Source organism: Pseudoalteromonas sp. A757, assembly GCF_004103285.1.
Taxonomy (GTDB): Bacteria; Pseudomonadota; Gammaproteobacteria; order Enterobacterales; family Alteromonadaceae; genus Pseudoalteromonas; species Pseudoalteromonas galatheae.
On the sequence record NZ_QNQN01000067.1, the window covers coordinates 1 to 15,757 of the forward strand.

The window sequence follows — 15,757 nt, forward strand, 5'->3', positions numbered from 1 at the left end:
AAAGTGGTCGGCGATGCAGGATTTGAACCTGCGACCCCTTGGACCCAAACCAAGTGCGCTACCAAGCTGCGCTAATCGCCGACTGTGACCTTGGAGAACTAAGAACCTTTTTATCGGTGAGTCCTCGTTGGCAACGGGGTGCATAATAGTGATTTGCCCGAAGTAGGTCAAATATTTTTTTTAGTTTTTGTTTCAACTGCCTAATTTTGCCACAAATTGTTGATAAAACAGCTGACTTAAACAATTTTTGAACGCTTCTTGTAGAGCTGATCATAAAAACCTTTGCTTTTACGCAATGCAAACTTGGCGGGATGGCTGTTTTTTGCGAAAATAGCGGGCAAATGTCCTCTATCAAACTAATTAGCAGGGCATATAAATAGAGCAACCCCATTATTTTTCTCTACAAGCAGAGTCATCACTCAATAAAAGTACTTGTATAGAAGAATTTAAAGGCTCTATCATCGTTCAAGTTTTTTAACCCTTAATATAGGTCAATCATGACGGCAAACATCATTGATGGCAAAGCTATCGCGAAACAAGTTCGTTCTACTGTTGCACAACGAGTTCAAGACAGACTAGCGCAAGGTCTAAGAGCGCCTGGCTTGGCAGTGGTATTAGTAGGCCAGGATCCTGCGAGCCAAGTTTATGTTGGTTCAAAGCGTAAAGCCTGTGAAGAAGTCGGATTTGTTTCTAAATCTTTCGACTTACCAGGTGACACAAGCGAAGAACAATTACTTGCGCTTGTTGACGAGCTTAATGCAGATCCTGAAGTTGATGGGATCTTAGTGCAGTTGCCGCTACCTGAAGGCCTAGACGCTGAAAAAGTGTTAGAGCGTATTGATCCTCACAAAGACGTCGACGGCTTTCACCCATATAACGTCGGTCGTCTTGCACAAAGAATGCCTGCATTAAGACCGTGTACTCCAAAAGGGATCATCACCCTACTCGATTCTACTGGTGTTCGTTATAAGGGCATGCATGCGGTTGTGGTTGGTGCTTCAAACATCGTTGGTCGCCCTATGTCGCTGGAGTTGCTACTTGCCGGTTGTACTACAACCGTTTGCCATAAGTTTACGCAAGACCTCGAAACCCATGTGCGTCGTGCCGATCTTCTGGTTGTGGCGGTAGGCAAACCAGAGTTTATTCCGGGCGACTGGGTTAAAGAAGGCGCGATTGTTATTGATGTAGGTATTAATCGCCTAGAATCTGGCAAACTGGTAGGTGACGTGCAATACGACATCGCAGAACAGAGCGCGAGCTTTATTACCCCGGTGCCAGGTGGTGTGGGTCCAATGACCGTAGCAAGCTTAATCGAAAATACGCTAGAAGCGTGTGAAAAGTATCACAGCTAAACGCTATTAGTTTATGAGTATGTAAAGGCCTCAGTTGAGGCTTTTATTCTTTTAAACCTCACTAACTCATTAGCGTGTCCTTGTTCGCTTTGTTTTCTTCCTGAGTTACCGCATCTCTCATTGCCTCTTGTAAAGCAGCCATTCGCTCTTCTAATTCTTCAGGTGAAATTTTCCCCTCAGCCGCAAGCTTTTCAAGCTCTGCCATTTTCTCTTTTAATTCGTCTATTTTCTCTTTATTTGCCCCCAAGCGGCTAAACATTACCGCTTCTCTCATTTTTTCGAGAAATGTTTCATTACGCTCCACCACTTCATATTTAAATGGCTCGTCTACTTTATTATCGAGTACAGGAGATGATTGGGCTGCGATGTTAGCAGCAGCGACATAGTCTTGCTCCTGCGCAGCGGTATTAACTCGTTTAGTTTGGGCAAGGCTTTGCTGCTCTGAAACGGACTCAGTGGTACGAATTGCGGAGTGGGTTTGGTAAGTGATCATGATTGCTCTCCTTGATTTGTCCAAGAAAAGCAATCACTGTGCCAAAAATTAGCTTACTTGATACTGGCTAGATATGACCAGGAATTGGCTTATGCGGCAAATTGACGTCTTGGTTTTGACCACGGTGACGCAATAAATGATCCATGAGTGTAATTGCCAACATGGCCTCTGCGATTGGAATGGCGCGAATACCAACACAAGGGTCATGACGACCCTTCGTCACAACTTCTTGCGGTTGGTTGTGGGTATCAATACTCTGCCCCGGTACCGAGATACTTGATGTCGGTTTTAGCGCAATTGACGCGATAATATCTTGTCCTGTAGAAATACCCGCTAACACGCCGCCTGCATGATTAGAGGTAAATCCCTGTGGCGTTAGTTCATCTCTATGCTCGGAGCCCTTTTGCTCAACCACATCAAAGCCATCACCAATCTCGACTCCTTTTACGGCATTGATGCTCATCAAGGAGTGCGCTATCTCGGCGTCCAAACGGTCAAACACTGGCTCACCTAAACCAACAGGCACATTTTTCGCCACGACTTTTACCTTTGCGCCGACTGAATCACCTTCTTTTTTCAGCGTACGCATATATTCATCTAGCGCTTCTAGCTTAGATTCATCGGGAAAGAAAAATGGATTGGTTTCAACGGCTGACCAATCATAATGCTCGGCTTTAATCGGGCCTAATTGAGAAAGGCAGGCATTGATTTCGATGCCATGGACTTGCTTGAGATATTTTTTCGCGATGGCACCTGCTGCAACTCGAATAGCAGTTTCACGTGCCGACGACCTGCCACCACCGCGATAATCTCTATGTCCGTATTTGTGCCAATAGGTATAGTCGCCGTGACCCGGACGAAACAAATCTTTGATGTTTGAGTAATCTTTTGAACGTTGATCGGTATTTTCAATCAATAACCCGATGCTCGTACCCGTAGTCCTGCCTTCAAACACACCCGAGAGAATTTTTATTTCATCGCCTTCTCGACGCTGCGTTGTGTAACGGCTTTGACCTGGTTTGCGTCTATCTAAATCGATTTGTAAATCAGCTTCAGTGATCTCAAGCCCAGGTGGTACACCATCCACCACGCCACCAAGCGCGGCACCATGACTTTCACCAAAGGTCGACACCTTAAATAATTGGCCAATGCTATTGCCTGCCATCGTTTTTCCTCATTCCTAAATAGACGATAGAGAGCATTGGCTCCCTATCAGTTTTTAAAGTATTCCAATAGTTGTTGTTTGGATACGACAAAGATCCCTAAACCACCATGCTCAAAGTCTAACCAAGTGAATGGTGCTTCAGGAAATTGCTGTTCCATATGTACCATAGAATTACCAACTTCGACAAATAACAAACCATCATCATTTAGATGATCTGCCGCTTCTGCCAGTAATGTGCGGGTCACATCAAGGCCATCTTCTCCTGACGCCAAACCAAGTTCTGGCTCATGATGGAACTCCTCTGGCAGATCTGACATATCTTCTGCATCAACATAAGGAGGATTTGCTACGATTAAATCGTACTTTTGACCCGGTACACCACTAAATACATCAGACTGGATAGCGAAAACTCTGTCTTGCATCATATGCTGATTGATATTGTGATCAGCCACTTCTAAGGCTTCAAAAGAAATATCTACTGCGTCGACCTGTGCGCGCTCAAATGCTTTAGCCAATGCAATCGCAATACAACCAGAACCCGTACACATATCTAAGATACGCGTTACTTTATTCGGTGTAGCTACCCAAGGGGCAAAATGTTTTGCGATTAACTCTGCAAATGGTGAGCGTGGTACTAATACGCGCTCATCAACATAAAACGGCATACCAGCAAACCAAGCTTGATTGGTTAAGTAGGCGACGGGAATACGCTGTTCGATACGTGCTTTGATAAACTCCATCAGATGCGCTTTCTCACTTTGTGTCATGCGCGCATGCATGATTTCTTTGGGGGCATCAATTGGCATATGCAGCACCGGAAGCACCAAACTGACCGCTTCGTCCCAAGGATTATCCGTACCATGACCAAAAAATACCTCGTTACTCACAAACTGGCTCGCTGTCCAGCGTACCCAGTCCTGAATGGTATGTAAGTCTTGAAAGGCCTCAACGGCCATTTCTTCGGTAATAAGTGGTTGCGACATTTCCGTCATGGTGACTCTCTAAAGATCAAACTATATGGCGCTATTGTAGCGGTTTTTAAGCTAGGTTTTTATGCTTTTTTTATTTAAAATGTCACCATGAACAGAGAATCTAACACTAATGCTGACCTAAATGACGATTTCGCGATGTTTCGTGAGTCTTTGAATGGTGTAAAACCCCTCAAACAAGATCAGGTGCAGCTCAAACAAAAGAAAAAAATTCAGAGCATTGAGCTGAAGCAACAAGTCAAGCAACAGCAATCTGAGTTTTACTTTTCTGACGAGTATATTCCAGATATTGATACGTCGGGAACCATCAACTTCGTAAAGCCCGGAGCTGATCGCTATTTAGCAAAGCAGCTAAGGCGTGGTGACTACGCGCCCGAACTCATCTTAGATTTGCACGGGCTAAATAAAGAAACGGTAAAACAAGAACTGGCAGCATTAATTCATGCTTGCAAGAAGCAGCATATTGCCTGTGCGTGCGTGGTTCATGGAATTGGTGAGCGTGTGCTTAAACATAAAGTACCGCAGTATCTTGTCCAGCATCCAGATATACTGGCGATGCACCAAGCACCTTTAGAATATGGCGGTAAAGGGGCTGTATTAATCTTGGTTGACTTACCTGATGATCCTAACTTTGGCCGTTAGTTCGGCCCAAACATTGTTTTTTACCCTCTCTTACTTCGCTTAATCCAGCCTTAATAGTTTTAACTAAATCTTAGCCATTTCACCCATCCATTACTGGTCAAATTCACCACCTTATTAATTCCCCTGTGCCAAGAAAAAATTAAAATACATAAAAATCAATAAGATAAAAATTAAATTTATTTTGGCACAACCTTTGTAATAGTTATTGCGACTAACAAATTACAAGGAAACTTATTATGACTACTTTAGCGAAAATCACCATGACAACTTTACTGTTTACAGCGAGCATGACAACAACAGCTGCACAAATTGATGCTTCTTTACTTCAAGAAGTAAAAACCAAAGTAACGCAAGCTATCGCTGAGTCAATCAAAGCGAATCTAGAGGAAATAAAAATTGAGACCAAACAGTCTCTAGAGAAAGCGTTTCAAACAACCAATAACAACGAGCAAGTAAAAAAGGAAGAGACTAATGATTAATGAACTCGAATTTCTGAGTCTGCTCGCAACTCCCGTGATCAGTTTATTCGCCGCTTACTTAAGCATTCAACTGATAAAGTCACTGGGTCAGTTTATTAACTTTAACTAGCATAGCACTTGCTAAAGTAGGCAAGGTAGCCAAGTAGTCAAAGTTTTACCCTCTGAAAGCTATTGAGGTATCAGTAGCCATTAAAAAACCCGCCAATTGGCGGGTTTCTTTTTTGATATCAGCGAGATATCACAAAGTCGACACTAAATTATAGTGCGCCTTCGTTTTCAGATAGGAACTTAGCAACACCTTCAGGGCTTGCATCCATACCTGCTTTACCTTCAGTCCAACCAGCTGGACATACTTCACCGTGCTCTTCGTGGAATGCTAGTGCATCAACCATGCGTAGCATTTCGTCGATGTTACGGCCTAGTGGTAGGTCGTTAACTACTTGGTGACGAACATTACCTTCAGCATCGATTAGGAAAGAACCACGGAAAGCAACACCAGCTTCTGGGTGCTCAACGTCGTATGCTTGACAGATTTCGTGCTTAACGTCAGCGATTAGATCGTATTTAACTTGACCGATACCGCCTTCGTTTACTGGAGTGTTACGCCATGCGTTATGTGAGAATTGAGAATCGATTGAAACACCGATCACTTCAACACCACGCTTTTGGAACTCTTCGTAACGCTTGTCGAACGCGATTAGCTCTGAAGGACAAACAAACGTGAAGTCTAGTGGGTAAAAGAAAACAACCGCTTTTTTACCTTTAATACGCTCGTGCAGGTTGTAGCTATCTACGATCTCACCGTTACCTAGTACTGCTGCTGCTGTAAAGTCTGGTGCCTTGCGGCCTACTAATACACCCATTTTTATCTCCAATAGTTAGGTTTATTTCCAATCTTATTTGGTATCTCGTGTCGAGACCAAAATATCTTGTTCATAATATTGTGGCGTGCTTATGAAAAAACAACCCTAGCTAGATTCATAACCAAAGTATCTTTGTCATTCTCACCACCAAAAACTGCGCCTAGTGTATTTGGCAAGTGCCATAATTAACAATCGAATTTAGCGATAGCATCAATCTATAAATTCGATGAGACTCAAATACCTCCGCTCAGGACGCCATTCGGAGATCAAAAAAGGCTTCACGAAGAAGCCTCTTTAACATGTATATCACTCGATAGACATTAGTCCATAATGTTTTCTGGCATATCACCGCGGATCTGCTGCCAAATTTCACCCGATTGATGACCATACTTACGCATTAATGAAATAGCCCCATCGTGTTCTTGATTTTCCGCCAGTTTGGTTAAATCTGCATAAAACTGTCTCGCCAGTCCTCGCGTTCTAGGATCTGAGAAGTAATGACAACCAATTTTTGAGTATAAGCCTCTGAAGCCATTTAAAATAAGCACATAAATTTTGTTTTGCCCTGCACCTGCCAGTTCATGGTGAACTTGATAATCGTAATCGGCAAAGGCTTCTGCGGTGTCTTCTAGCTCTTCATGCTTAGACAAAATATCGATAACACGCTGCGGGTTGAATTTTATCGCCGCACGCGTATAGATAGCACTAATATTGGTACGCGCTGACAGCAGCTGATCGGTCAGCTCGGGCATCTTATCTTCATCAAGACGCGCTAAAGTTTCTAATATATTAAGACCCGACGTTTCCCAAAAGTTATTTACTCGGGTTGGCTTACCATGTTGGATAGTCAACCAGCCATCACGAGCTAGCCTTTGTAATACTTCGCGCAGTGTTGTTCTTGTTACACCAATGAGTTCAGAAAGCTCACGCTCAGCAGGTAGAATGGATCCCGGAGGGAATTCGCCGTTCCAAATTGACTCAACAATATATTCTTCAGCAAATCCAGCTGGGCTCTTGGCTTTGAAAATTCTCATCTCACACCACTTTATTATTACATCAATGCCTTGATTGGCAGGTTGTGCTTGTTAATCCACTGATTGTACCAGATGAAGCTCAACTAACAAGCTACAAATCACCCTAGCTGAAAATAGCCATATTCAATGTAGGTGAGATTGTGATGCGGTGTGAGACTTAGAACTCAATTAAGGCGATATAGACTTGGCGAGAACGAGCTCATCTTCGCTAAACACTGAGCTGTTAATGTAAACAAATTGCTCCTCATCAGACCATCCAGCCTCTGCTTTCATTTTGTATAATTCAAATGCTTCGTAGTACGGATCGGTATCGTATTCGTTTTCTACCATTGCCCATGCTATCCAATGCGAAACGGTATAATCGCAACCAACCAATTGGTATAACGGCTCACTTAAAAAGAAAAGTGCTTCGTAACCTTCTCCACCACAGTGTTTCTTGATAATTTCAGACAGTGCATCATCTAAATGTATGGTGGGTGGATCCGCATTTTTAAACACTTCACACCTTAGCGTTTCACTGCCCCGATAAACACGACATTTCTTAGTGGAAGACTTTTCTCTATTTAACTCAATAAGTGCTTGGTCGCCGAATGCTTGAAGCACAATCTCTATATTTTCATTGAGTTGATTTAGCTTGTTTAAGAGAGTTTCATCATCAATTTCTGTAGATTGCGGATACACTTTTCTGACTTCATTCACTCTTTTAAGTATTCGCTTGCCATTAGGAAATATTGCAAAGCAAGCTTCTAGTTTTTCATCATCCAGTTTCCATATGTCGAAGTGGAGAATATAATCCTCCTTGATATCAGGCATGGATTCTGTCGACTCTCCTAATACTTCCCTCCACTGCCTTTGCCACTTTTGTTGATTGCTCATATTTATTTGATACTTTTAGTACGTCGCTTAGTCAGAATAAATATCAGACTAAAATTTAGCAATGACGAAGACTTACCCTCCATTTGCATCTCAGAGGGTCTGGGCGCCTGTGTTCAAATTTTCTAACTCTGCTGATTGAATCGTTGTAGCAATGAGGTCTTCAAAAAGCGCTAATTGCCCAGCTGGAATTAACTGATTTTGTATATTCTTCCGTTTATCTGAGTCAAACAACCGCTCTGCCAACCAGCCGATTAGATACATTAGCGAGAGGCAGCCTCCAGCAGTGGCGATGTTACCGTTTATGACAAGGGGTAAGTCCTGAACATCTCCTCCCATACTTTGCAAAACACCCTTAGCATCTGGATTCGTCGTTAACGACTTACCTTTAAGCAAACCAAGCTCATGAAGGATGAAAGATCCCGCACAAATCGAGCCTATTAGCTGCCTATTTGGGTCAAGGTTCAGCGCGGACATAAACTCAGTGTCTTTCATAGCTGCAGGAATACCACGTTTGCCACTCGTGATCAGAACTGCATCTTGATTAATTACTTCTGAAATATGCCCGTCTGTTTTAACTCGCATGCCAAGGTGAGAACTATGCTCTGGCTTCGTTCCTAATACACTCACAACCCAACTGTCGGTTGTTCGACCAAGCAAGTCATACATCAAAAAGAAGTCTACGTCTGTGAAATCGTCAAACAGAGCAATGCCTACTTTATACATAATGTTTTTTCCTTCGCTGCTTTCATTAGTCGCAAACATATGTGTTATTTATTCTTTGCGGTAGTGGGTGTTGTTTATTCTATTTTTTATTCTTTTAATTTACCACTTGCGGCTGCCAAACTAACTCGATGATACGATTGATACTCAGAAGCTCTGTATTCGCATAGACCACCACCAAAGTTTCATCCCTGTTGGGGTGGTAATATATTCACGGCTAGGTGGATACTCCACAAGCCGGCTCACTTGGTGATACAACATCAATTGATTTAATCAAGTGATCTATTTTGATATTTTCGAACTTCTACTAACAACAAGAGTCGAAAAATCGTCGCAAAGATAGCGCACACTGCCGAAGTAAGGTTGCCCTAACGCAACCAGATAAAGCATAATAAAACAAAAAGGGTTTCTCGATAATGAAGATTTCATCTTTTCACCTCTCTAGGCAATCATGGGGATTGCTGGCACTGTCCGCTGCTATTTTCGAAGCTGTCGCACTGTATTTCCAATATGGTATGGGTTTAGAACCCTGTATTATGTGTATCTATCAGCGTTTTGCTATGTTGGGGCTGTTAGCGGCTGGTTTAATCGGTATGATTTCGCCTCGCTCCTTCGTGCTACGCAGTTTTGCCTTTGCTTCTTGGGGTGTAGGCAGTATTTGGGGCTATTTTATCGCCCGTGAACATATCAGTATGCAAACCACAACGGATCCATTTGCTTTTACCTGTGACTTTGTACCAAACTTTCCTGCGTTTATGCCGCTTCATGAATGGCTGCCAAGCTTTTTTGCTGCAACGGGTGACTGTGGCAATATAGACTGGTCTTTCGCAGGATTATCTATGCCAGGATGGATGGAAATTATCTTTGCATTTTATAGTATCGCATTTATTCTTTTCTTATTTTTCCACGTTACTAAAAGAAGCTGAGATTTCGTATTCATGCATTTTAGGTTAAGCCAAATTGAGCAGCTAAGAGAATTTAAATTACGTGACAAGCAGATTATCTTACGTCTTGCACTTAGCCGTCTCGACGCGAAAACAAAAGTCGTATTAAGAATAGTAAAGTTGCTATTACTCACACCATTTTTTGCCTCATTAGTCGTCTTTGAAGGCTGGCTGTTATTACCCGTCTTACTCGTAGCCGGATTAGTTTATCCACTACTAACTACACCGGTGGAAATACAGTTTGGCAAACCCAAATTGGCTCGAGCGATCGCTGAGTTTAACGCCTCGAATAAGCCCTAATTTTCAATCTACCTGTGTGCGAGCAGCTAAGCTCGCACACAATAACATCAACTAGACTCTAATCTTTCCCTCCAGCTTTGCCAATATGCCTTTCCCTATTCCTTTTACTTCGAGTAACTCAGCTGTGCTCTTAAAGCGTCCCATTTTTTTGCGATACTCAACAATGGCTTCAGCTTTACGAATACCAATCCCTGGTAAACTTGAAAGCGCTGAAGCATCTGCAGAATTAATATCAAGCGCAACACTTTGCTGCTGTGTTTGAGAGACTGATTTTGCTTGCTCCGCAGGTTTTGCGAGCACACTTGAACAGCTTAAACCTAACGCCAATAAAATAGAAAGTATGGTGGGTTTATTGAACATATATACACTCCTTGTGCGTAAAAAGTATCCGAAGCTTACTGCACTCACCTCGGTGAGTGATTGCAGTACGCTTTTTAAATAAAGATTGGAATATCAACTTTGTCAAAAATTTTCATTCTTTCAAAAAAGAAAATTAATATTAACCTGTTGTTTTTAAAAAATTTTGTTAATTCTCTTTTGTTCACCTATACTTGAAAAATTTTCAAAATAGCTTGCTTAATCACTCAATTCAATTTACTGTATAAAAAAACAGTGACTAGGGGAATAACCATGGCCGTTATCATCAAATATGTTGTTGAAAGAAATGGAGTCGAGCGTATGACTTTCACATCTAAAAAAGAAGCTGATGCTTACGATAAGATGCTAGATGTAGCTGAGGCATTGGAAGATATGCTAGCAAAAGTTGACGTACCGCTGAGTGAACAACAAGTTGAATCCCTAGCGCTTGAAATTGCAAAACAAAAAGATGACTTTGTGTCTGTATTAAAAGGTGGAAAAGTAGCACCAAAGGCCAGTACCAAAAACAAATCTGCAGACGAAAAAGCGTCAGATTCAGAAAAAGTGACCAAAATTAAGCAAGCCTAAGTGATAATAGCTACTTATACCAATTGAATTAATTCTCTAATCAATTTGAAGGGTGAAATAGCATATTAGCTTCGTTAAAAATTTCTCATTTAGAACAACTAAATAGCAAGATTTTTGCCTTGCCTATATGGATATAGGTACCTTAGCGGCAGCAGGACGCGAGAGCGGTGCTACTAAAGCTATTTCCCCGCTTAAAGATAGATCATTTACTTAATACAACTGGTATTACTTCAGTAAGTGATGCTGGGTAAAAATAAAAAACCGCACATTTTGCGGTTTTTTATTTTGTTTTGTATAGCGCGGTATTACTTAATCACGCTTGCCACTGCGTCAGCAAAATAGTCAATATTGTCCTTGCTTACACCAGCTACGTTAACGCGACTAGAACCTACCATATAGATAGCATATTCAGTGCGCAGCCTGTCAATTTGCTCTTTATTAATACCTAAGAAAGAGAACATACCATGCTGACGGTCGATGAATGAGAAGTCTTGCTCAACACCTTTTGCAGCTAGGCTTTCTTTGATCAACGTACGTAGACCATTGATACGGCTACGCATTTCATCAAGTTCGTCATACCACATTTGTGTAAGTTCAGAACTACTTAATATGGTATTTACAATATCAGCACCGTGTGCTGGTGGCATTGAATAGATACTACGCACAACACTAAGTAATACTGAGTTTGAAACGTCTGCAGTTGCACTGTCTTTTGCAATGATTGAGCACGCACCGATACGCTCGCGATAAAGACCAAAGTTCTTAGAACAAGATGAACAGATGATCATTTCATCAACCGTATCCGCAACTGTTCTAAGGCCTTGTGCATCTTCTTCAAGGCTGGTACCAAAACCTTGGTATGCGATATCAATTAATGGCGTAAAACCTTGTTCTTTCGCAAGTTCAGCAACTACTTTCCATTGCTCTTGATTTAAGTCCATACCACTTGGGTTATGACAACATGCATGAAGTAGTACCACATCACCTTTAGATACTTGCTTCAGTGCATTGATCATCTCATCAAATAACAACCCTTTATTTTCGTAGTCATAGTAAGGATACTCTTTGACTGTTAGACCAGCAGCTTCAAATAGGCTGATATGGTTTGCCCAAGTTGGAGTAGTAACCCAAACAGTCGCATTGGTGTTGCAACGTTTAATAAATTCGGCAGCAACACGTAATGCTCCCGTGCCACCAGGTGCTTGCGCCGTGCGTACACGGTTTGCCAACAATGTACTATGCTCTCCAAGTAACAGTGTTTCCATCTTTTGACAGAAGTCTAAGTTACCAGCCAAACCAATATAAGATTTTGTCGTTTCGTTTTCTAAACGAAATGCTTCCGCTTTTTTAACCGCTCTAAGTACCGGCGTATTTCCCTGTTCATCCTTATAAACACCTACACCTAGGTCAATTTTATTTGGATTAGTGTCCTGCTTATAAGCGGCCATCAGGCCTAAAATAGGATCTGTTGGAAGTGGTTTTAGCTCTGAGAACATGGCTTATCTCTTTTATTTTAATTAATGCAAACTCGAGCGGCTGACGCTCGATTCCAGTAGACTTGATGGTAACATAGAGACTTGTATCTCAGTTACCATATTTATCTAGAATTTTATTCATTTTTGTAAACTTGTTAGCACCGCAAAGGCTTTAAGTTTACAGTCCCACTATTACTAGGGCCTATAGTTATTCAGGTAAATATTCAGGAATTCTCACACACGCAGCTGCAAGTAATGCTAAAATTTCTTCACTGAAAAATGACTCAGAGAACGCTTCTGCATCAATAATTCCAATACAGTTTTGATCATCATCGAATAATGGCATACAGGTTTCTGCTTTAACCTTAGGATCGCAAGTGTAGTACTCTCCTCCACTGGCGACATAATGAGGAATGTCATTAATCACCCGAGCTTTAGCACTCAAGACCGTCTGGATATTATTTGAGGTAGCGGCAAAGGCCTCCGTTATTGGAAATAGCGGTCTACTCGGCGCCCCAGAGTAAGCTAGTTTGAGGAGTTGTTTGCCTTCATTTGTCGCTCTTGCTTGATATATACCAAACCAGTCAACGCCTGTAACTTCAACTACCGCTGACACTATCGTTTGCAGTTTGGCAAGCGATTGTTCATTCACCGTGTTCTTTTCAACATAGTCACTCAATAAAAAAGGTGCCTCCTGAAGGTGACCAAACAAGCTACAAGCACCACCTTCACCGAGCTCAGGGATCTGATATGACCACACTGCAGGGCTTGAGTTTTGCTCAATATAAGCATCTAGTTTTTCTAATTGCAGCAAGAGCAATTCGCGGGGGATAGATAATCTACTCAATGAAATATAATCTGACATTTTAGCCATCTAAACATCTAAATTTAATGCAACTTTACCACGCTCTTTATACCTTGCCAATACTCAAAAACAGGTACATAAGGCAATACGAGTAGATAGTAAACCTAAAGCAAAAGTAAAAGTAAAATACGTTTGAGTGGAATTTAGATCGATTTAGAGGTAAGTGAATAAGTCATTTCTACTTCGTTCCCTGCGTTGTTGTAACTAACACTTTGCGCTATTTCGTTCAGCAAGCTAACCCCCCTACCATGACTATGCTCTTGTTTCGCTTTGTTGCGCTCACTTGATTCAAAACCATTACCTGAATCACAAATATTGAAATATAACTTTAACTCTTCAGGGCTATAACGCACTGAAATAATAATGAGCGCTTCTTTCAACTCTTTCAAAACACTCTCTCGCAGACTATAAAACTCAAAAAAGCCATCTTCTTTATTTTTAATTTCAGAATCTAGTCCCAGCACCCCGTGGTCTAAAGAGTTATTATAAGCCTCAGAAAGTAACAAGAATATATTGGAGCGATGTGCCGAAATACCGTCAACCTCACTAAGTAAATCCACCAGCTCAAGCACAGGATCTGTGCTTTTGATCTGCTTGGCATCTAAAGATAACGAAATATTAAACGGCAAGCTTGAGTAGTGGTGAGGCGCAGACGCTATTGACTCACTGGCAACACAATTAATAATCGCGATGCTTAAGTCATCTTGCTGTTCCGTATGACCAGAAAAGTCACGAACTTCTGAGATAATCTGCTCAGTGGAAATATGCTGTCTACTTGCTAATAAGCGCTTTAACCGTCGCTCGCCATACATTTCGCCTTGCTCAGACTCAGATTCGATAATGCCATCTGTCGCCATCACAAGGCGTTGATTTGGACTGACTTCAAAATGCAGCAAATTACGCTCAAATTCATTGATTTCTAATATGCCGAGCGCCATATGTTGGCTTTCGATGGTTTTAATAAGGCTGCCATTTTGATCAATCAAATATAAATCTGGCAAACCACCAAGCCAAGCAGAAATACTTTTACCTGAGCTACTCAATTCTATGATTGCAGCAGCACAAAACATGTGACCAGGCAATAGCTCATTAAGGGCGGCATTGAGCTCAACAGCGATATCACTTACCGCCATCCCTTTTTGCACCATAGTATAGAAAATGCGCGAAGCGGGAAGCGCGCCAACTGCAGCGGCTAAGCCATGGCCGGTAAAATCACCGAGTAAACAATAAAACCCTCCCATCGGGCTCTTAGCCATTAAAAACATATCGCCATTAAACATTGACGCGGGTGATAAATGATATTCGCAAATCTCAGGATATTCTGACTGTTGTGCAAGCGCGTTACTAAATATGTGCTCAACAATCTCGTGCTCCCGCTCTATCTGGTTATAGTGATATTCGAGCTGTCGGCGTTGCTCATTGCTTTGCTGACTGAGTCTGCGGGTTCTTGCGTGCGCTTTAATTTTGGCTGATAGGATAACTTTATCGAACGGTTTGTGAATGAAGTCATCGCCTCCTACAGCAAGGCATTTTTCAAAACTGCTTTGATCTTCAAGTGCGGTGATAAAGATAATAGGCAAATATACGTCGCCAGCATATTGCTTTATTTTGGGCGCAGCCTCAAAGCCATCCATAACAGGCATGATGACATCCAACAACACAATGTCAATGTCTTGAATTTCAAGAATCTTTAACGCATCACGACCATTGTTCGCACAAAAAACAGTATAAAACTGCTGCTCGAGCATTGCCTTAAGCAGCTTGCAATTTAAAACCTGATCATCGACTACCAAGATATTCATGAGGGTCTTATCTATCTAAAATTAGTCAATATCAAACTTCTTATCAAAACGAGAGATCTGGAGGATTTTCTTTAGTTGTGGGCGACAATTACTAATTTGAATGCTAGAAACAGAGCTTCCCAGCGTTTTTTTCATATTTAACAACATACCCAAAGCGGAGCTGTCCATATAATCGGTTTCACGCAGGTCTACAACAACCTTTTCGGTTTGATCATTTACTTCCGCATATGCCTGACGAAACGATTGTACTAAATTGAAGTCGAACTTGCCCCTAATTTGAATGGTCAGTGTTTTACCGTCAGCAGAAGCGTTTTTACTCAAGCTCATCATTAAGCTCCTAAATTATTTTAATTTGTTTCCCCTCACCAATTTAAATATAACGCTTAAAAATCATTTAGCAAAAAATAAAAAACATCTAATCTGCTTTTTGCTATGATCTCCGCAAAGAACCCGCTAGAGGACCAAAATCAATGTCAGAATCAAGACTTGTGTACTCCACAGATGTAGGCCGTATCGACACCAAAGAACCAAAACAAGAAGTTCAAGGGAAAGTTTTCAAAGACGGTGCCGTTCGTATTGAAAGACAAACTAAAGGGCGTAAAGGCAAAGGTGTTATGCTTGTTGTTGGCATCGATAGTGAACAGCATGATCTAAAAAAATTGGCAAAAACGCTTAAATCTAAAATGGGTCAAGGTGGCGCAGTTAAAGAAGGCGTAATTGAAATTCAAGGCGATGACCGAGAAAAACTTAAGCAACTATTAGAAGGTCAAGGCTTTAAAGTGAAAATCGCAGGCGGCTAATTTGTAGCCCCAA

At 41.6% G+C, this 15,757-nt stretch carries 19 protein-coding genes and 1 tRNA gene; 7 read left to right on the forward strand and 13 right to left on the reverse strand.

Annotated elements, in window-relative coordinates; genetic code table 11:
- Positions 1 to 4: 4 nt before the first annotated feature.
- Positions 5 to 81: transfer RNA gene (locus DRB05_RS10045), tRNA-Pro, on the reverse strand.
- Positions 82 to 497: 416 nt separating this feature from the next.
- Between DRB05_RS10045 and folD the strand changes: the two genes are divergently transcribed.
- Positions 498 to 1,352 carry a bifunctional methylenetetrahydrofolate dehydrogenase/methenyltetrahydrofolate cyclohydrolase FolD gene (gene folD / locus DRB05_RS10050; protein ID WP_128726821.1) on the forward strand — a complete coding sequence of 285 codons (855 nt, stop codon included), beginning with the start codon at positions 498 to 500 and terminating at the stop codon, positions 1,350 to 1,352.
- A 61-nt stretch (positions 1,353 to 1,413) separates the two neighbouring features.
- Here folD and DRB05_RS10055 read toward each other — a convergent pair whose 3' ends face one another.
- From DRB05_RS10055 to prmB, 3 genes are all read right to left on the reverse strand, one after another.
- The gene (locus DRB05_RS10055; RefSeq protein WP_128726822.1) at positions 1,414 to 1,845 is read right to left on the reverse strand and encodes a hypothetical protein; all 432 of its coding nucleotides are present in this window, start codon (positions 1,843 to 1,845) and stop codon (positions 1,414 to 1,416) included.
- 67 nt (positions 1,846 to 1,912) lie between these two features.
- Complete coding sequence (gene aroC / locus DRB05_RS10060; RefSeq protein WP_128726823.1) at positions 1,913 to 3,010, reverse strand: chorismate synthase; 1,098 nt, start codon at positions 3,008 to 3,010, stop codon at positions 1,913 to 1,915.
- Between the two features lie 47 nt (positions 3,011 to 3,057).
- Positions 3,058 to 3,993 (reverse strand): 50S ribosomal protein L3 N(5)-glutamine methyltransferase, encoded by a 936-nt coding sequence (prmB, locus tag DRB05_RS10065; RefSeq protein ID WP_153188100.1) that lies wholly within the window; start codon positions 3,991 to 3,993, stop codon positions 3,058 to 3,060.
- 96 nt (positions 3,994 to 4,089) lie between these two features.
- Here prmB and smrB point away from each other — a divergent pair, with 96 nt between their 5' ends.
- Positions 4,090 to 4,641: an endonuclease SmrB gene (gene smrB / locus DRB05_RS10070; protein ID WP_010371129.1), complete on the forward strand. Its 552-nt coding sequence runs from the start codon at positions 4,090 to 4,092 to the stop codon at positions 4,639 to 4,641.
- Positions 4,642 to 4,877: 236 nt separating this feature from the next.
- Positions 4,878 to 5,120, forward strand: coding sequence for a hypothetical protein (locus DRB05_RS10075; RefSeq protein WP_128726825.1), 243 nt, complete (start codon positions 4,878 to 4,880; stop codon positions 5,118 to 5,120).
- A 257-nt stretch (positions 5,121 to 5,377) separates the two neighbouring features.
- Here the strand turns inward: DRB05_RS10075 and DRB05_RS10080 are convergent, their stop codons facing one another.
- The 4 genes from DRB05_RS10080 to DRB05_RS10095 all read right to left on the reverse strand — a co-directional run bounded on the left by DRB05_RS10080 (position 5,378) and on the right by DRB05_RS10095 (position 8,616).
- A complete protein-coding gene (locus DRB05_RS10080) occupies positions 5,378 to 5,983 on the reverse strand; it encodes a peroxiredoxin C (RefSeq protein WP_010371125.1) in 606 nt (201 codons plus the stop codon).
- A gap of 320 nt (positions 5,984 to 6,303) precedes the next feature.
- Positions 6,304 to 7,017, reverse strand: coding sequence for a fatty acid metabolism transcriptional regulator FadR (fadR, locus tag DRB05_RS10085; RefSeq protein WP_128726826.1), 714 nt, complete (start codon positions 7,015 to 7,017; stop codon positions 6,304 to 6,306).
- Between the two features lie 168 nt (positions 7,018 to 7,185).
- On the reverse strand, positions 7,186 to 7,893 hold the full coding sequence (locus DRB05_RS10090) for a hypothetical protein (RefSeq protein WP_235956561.1): 708 nt from the start codon (positions 7,891 to 7,893) through the stop codon (positions 7,186 to 7,188).
- Between the two features lie 90 nt (positions 7,894 to 7,983).
- Positions 7,984 to 8,616: a DJ-1/PfpI family protein gene (locus DRB05_RS10095; RefSeq protein WP_128726827.1), complete on the reverse strand. Its 633-nt coding sequence runs from the start codon at positions 8,614 to 8,616 to the stop codon at positions 7,984 to 7,986.
- Positions 8,617 to 9,029: 413 nt separating this feature from the next.
- Between DRB05_RS10095 and dsbB the strand changes: the two genes are divergently transcribed.
- Both dsbB and DRB05_RS10105 read left to right on the forward strand, forming a co-directional pair.
- Positions 9,030 to 9,539 (forward strand): disulfide bond formation protein DsbB, encoded by a 510-nt coding sequence (gene dsbB, locus DRB05_RS10100; protein ID WP_128726828.1) that lies wholly within the window; start codon positions 9,030 to 9,032, stop codon positions 9,537 to 9,539.
- A gap of 12 nt (positions 9,540 to 9,551) precedes the next feature.
- Complete coding sequence (locus tag DRB05_RS10105; RefSeq protein ID WP_128726829.1) at positions 9,552 to 9,857, forward strand: hypothetical protein; 306 nt, start codon at positions 9,552 to 9,554, stop codon at positions 9,855 to 9,857.
- 51 nt (positions 9,858 to 9,908) lie between these two features.
- On the opposite strand, the gene DRB05_RS10110 is transcribed toward DRB05_RS10105, so the two are convergent.
- Positions 9,909 to 10,217 (reverse strand): helix-hairpin-helix domain-containing protein, encoded by a 309-nt coding sequence (locus DRB05_RS10110; RefSeq protein ID WP_128726830.1) that lies wholly within the window; start codon positions 10,215 to 10,217, stop codon positions 9,909 to 9,911.
- A 270-nt stretch (positions 10,218 to 10,487) separates the two neighbouring features.
- Here DRB05_RS10110 and DRB05_RS10115 point away from each other — a divergent pair, with 270 nt between their 5' ends.
- Positions 10,488 to 10,802, forward strand: coding sequence for a YebG family protein (locus tag DRB05_RS10115; protein ID WP_128726831.1), 315 nt, complete (start codon positions 10,488 to 10,490; stop codon positions 10,800 to 10,802).
- 305 nt (positions 10,803 to 11,107) lie between these two features.
- Here DRB05_RS10115 and DRB05_RS10120 read toward each other — a convergent pair whose 3' ends face one another.
- The 4 genes from DRB05_RS10120 to DRB05_RS10135 form a co-directional block, all read right to left on the reverse strand.
- The gene (locus tag DRB05_RS10120) at positions 11,108 to 12,298 is read right to left on the reverse strand and encodes an amino acid aminotransferase (RefSeq protein ID WP_128726832.1); all 1,191 of its coding nucleotides are present in this window, start codon (positions 12,296 to 12,298) and stop codon (positions 11,108 to 11,110) included.
- Between the two features lie 187 nt (positions 12,299 to 12,485).
- Positions 12,486 to 13,151, reverse strand: a complete 666-nt coding sequence (locus DRB05_RS10125) for a GAF domain-containing protein (RefSeq protein ID WP_128726833.1) — start codon at positions 13,149 to 13,151, stop codon at positions 12,486 to 12,488.
- Between the two features lie 134 nt (positions 13,152 to 13,285).
- Positions 13,286 to 14,944 (reverse strand): fused response regulator/phosphatase, encoded by a 1,659-nt coding sequence (locus DRB05_RS10130; protein WP_128726834.1) that lies wholly within the window; start codon positions 14,942 to 14,944, stop codon positions 13,286 to 13,288.
- Positions 14,945 to 14,965: 21 nt separating this feature from the next.
- Positions 14,966 to 15,271, reverse strand: a complete 306-nt coding sequence (locus DRB05_RS10135; protein WP_010371095.1) for an STAS domain-containing protein — start codon at positions 15,269 to 15,271, stop codon at positions 14,966 to 14,968.
- Between the two features lie 143 nt (positions 15,272 to 15,414).
- Between DRB05_RS10135 and DRB05_RS10140 the strand changes: the two genes are divergently transcribed.
- Positions 15,415 to 15,744 carry a translation initiation factor gene (locus tag DRB05_RS10140; RefSeq protein WP_017216143.1) on the forward strand — a complete coding sequence of 110 codons (330 nt, stop codon included), beginning with the start codon at positions 15,415 to 15,417 and terminating at the stop codon, positions 15,742 to 15,744.
- Positions 15,745 to 15,757 lie beyond the last annotated feature (13 nt).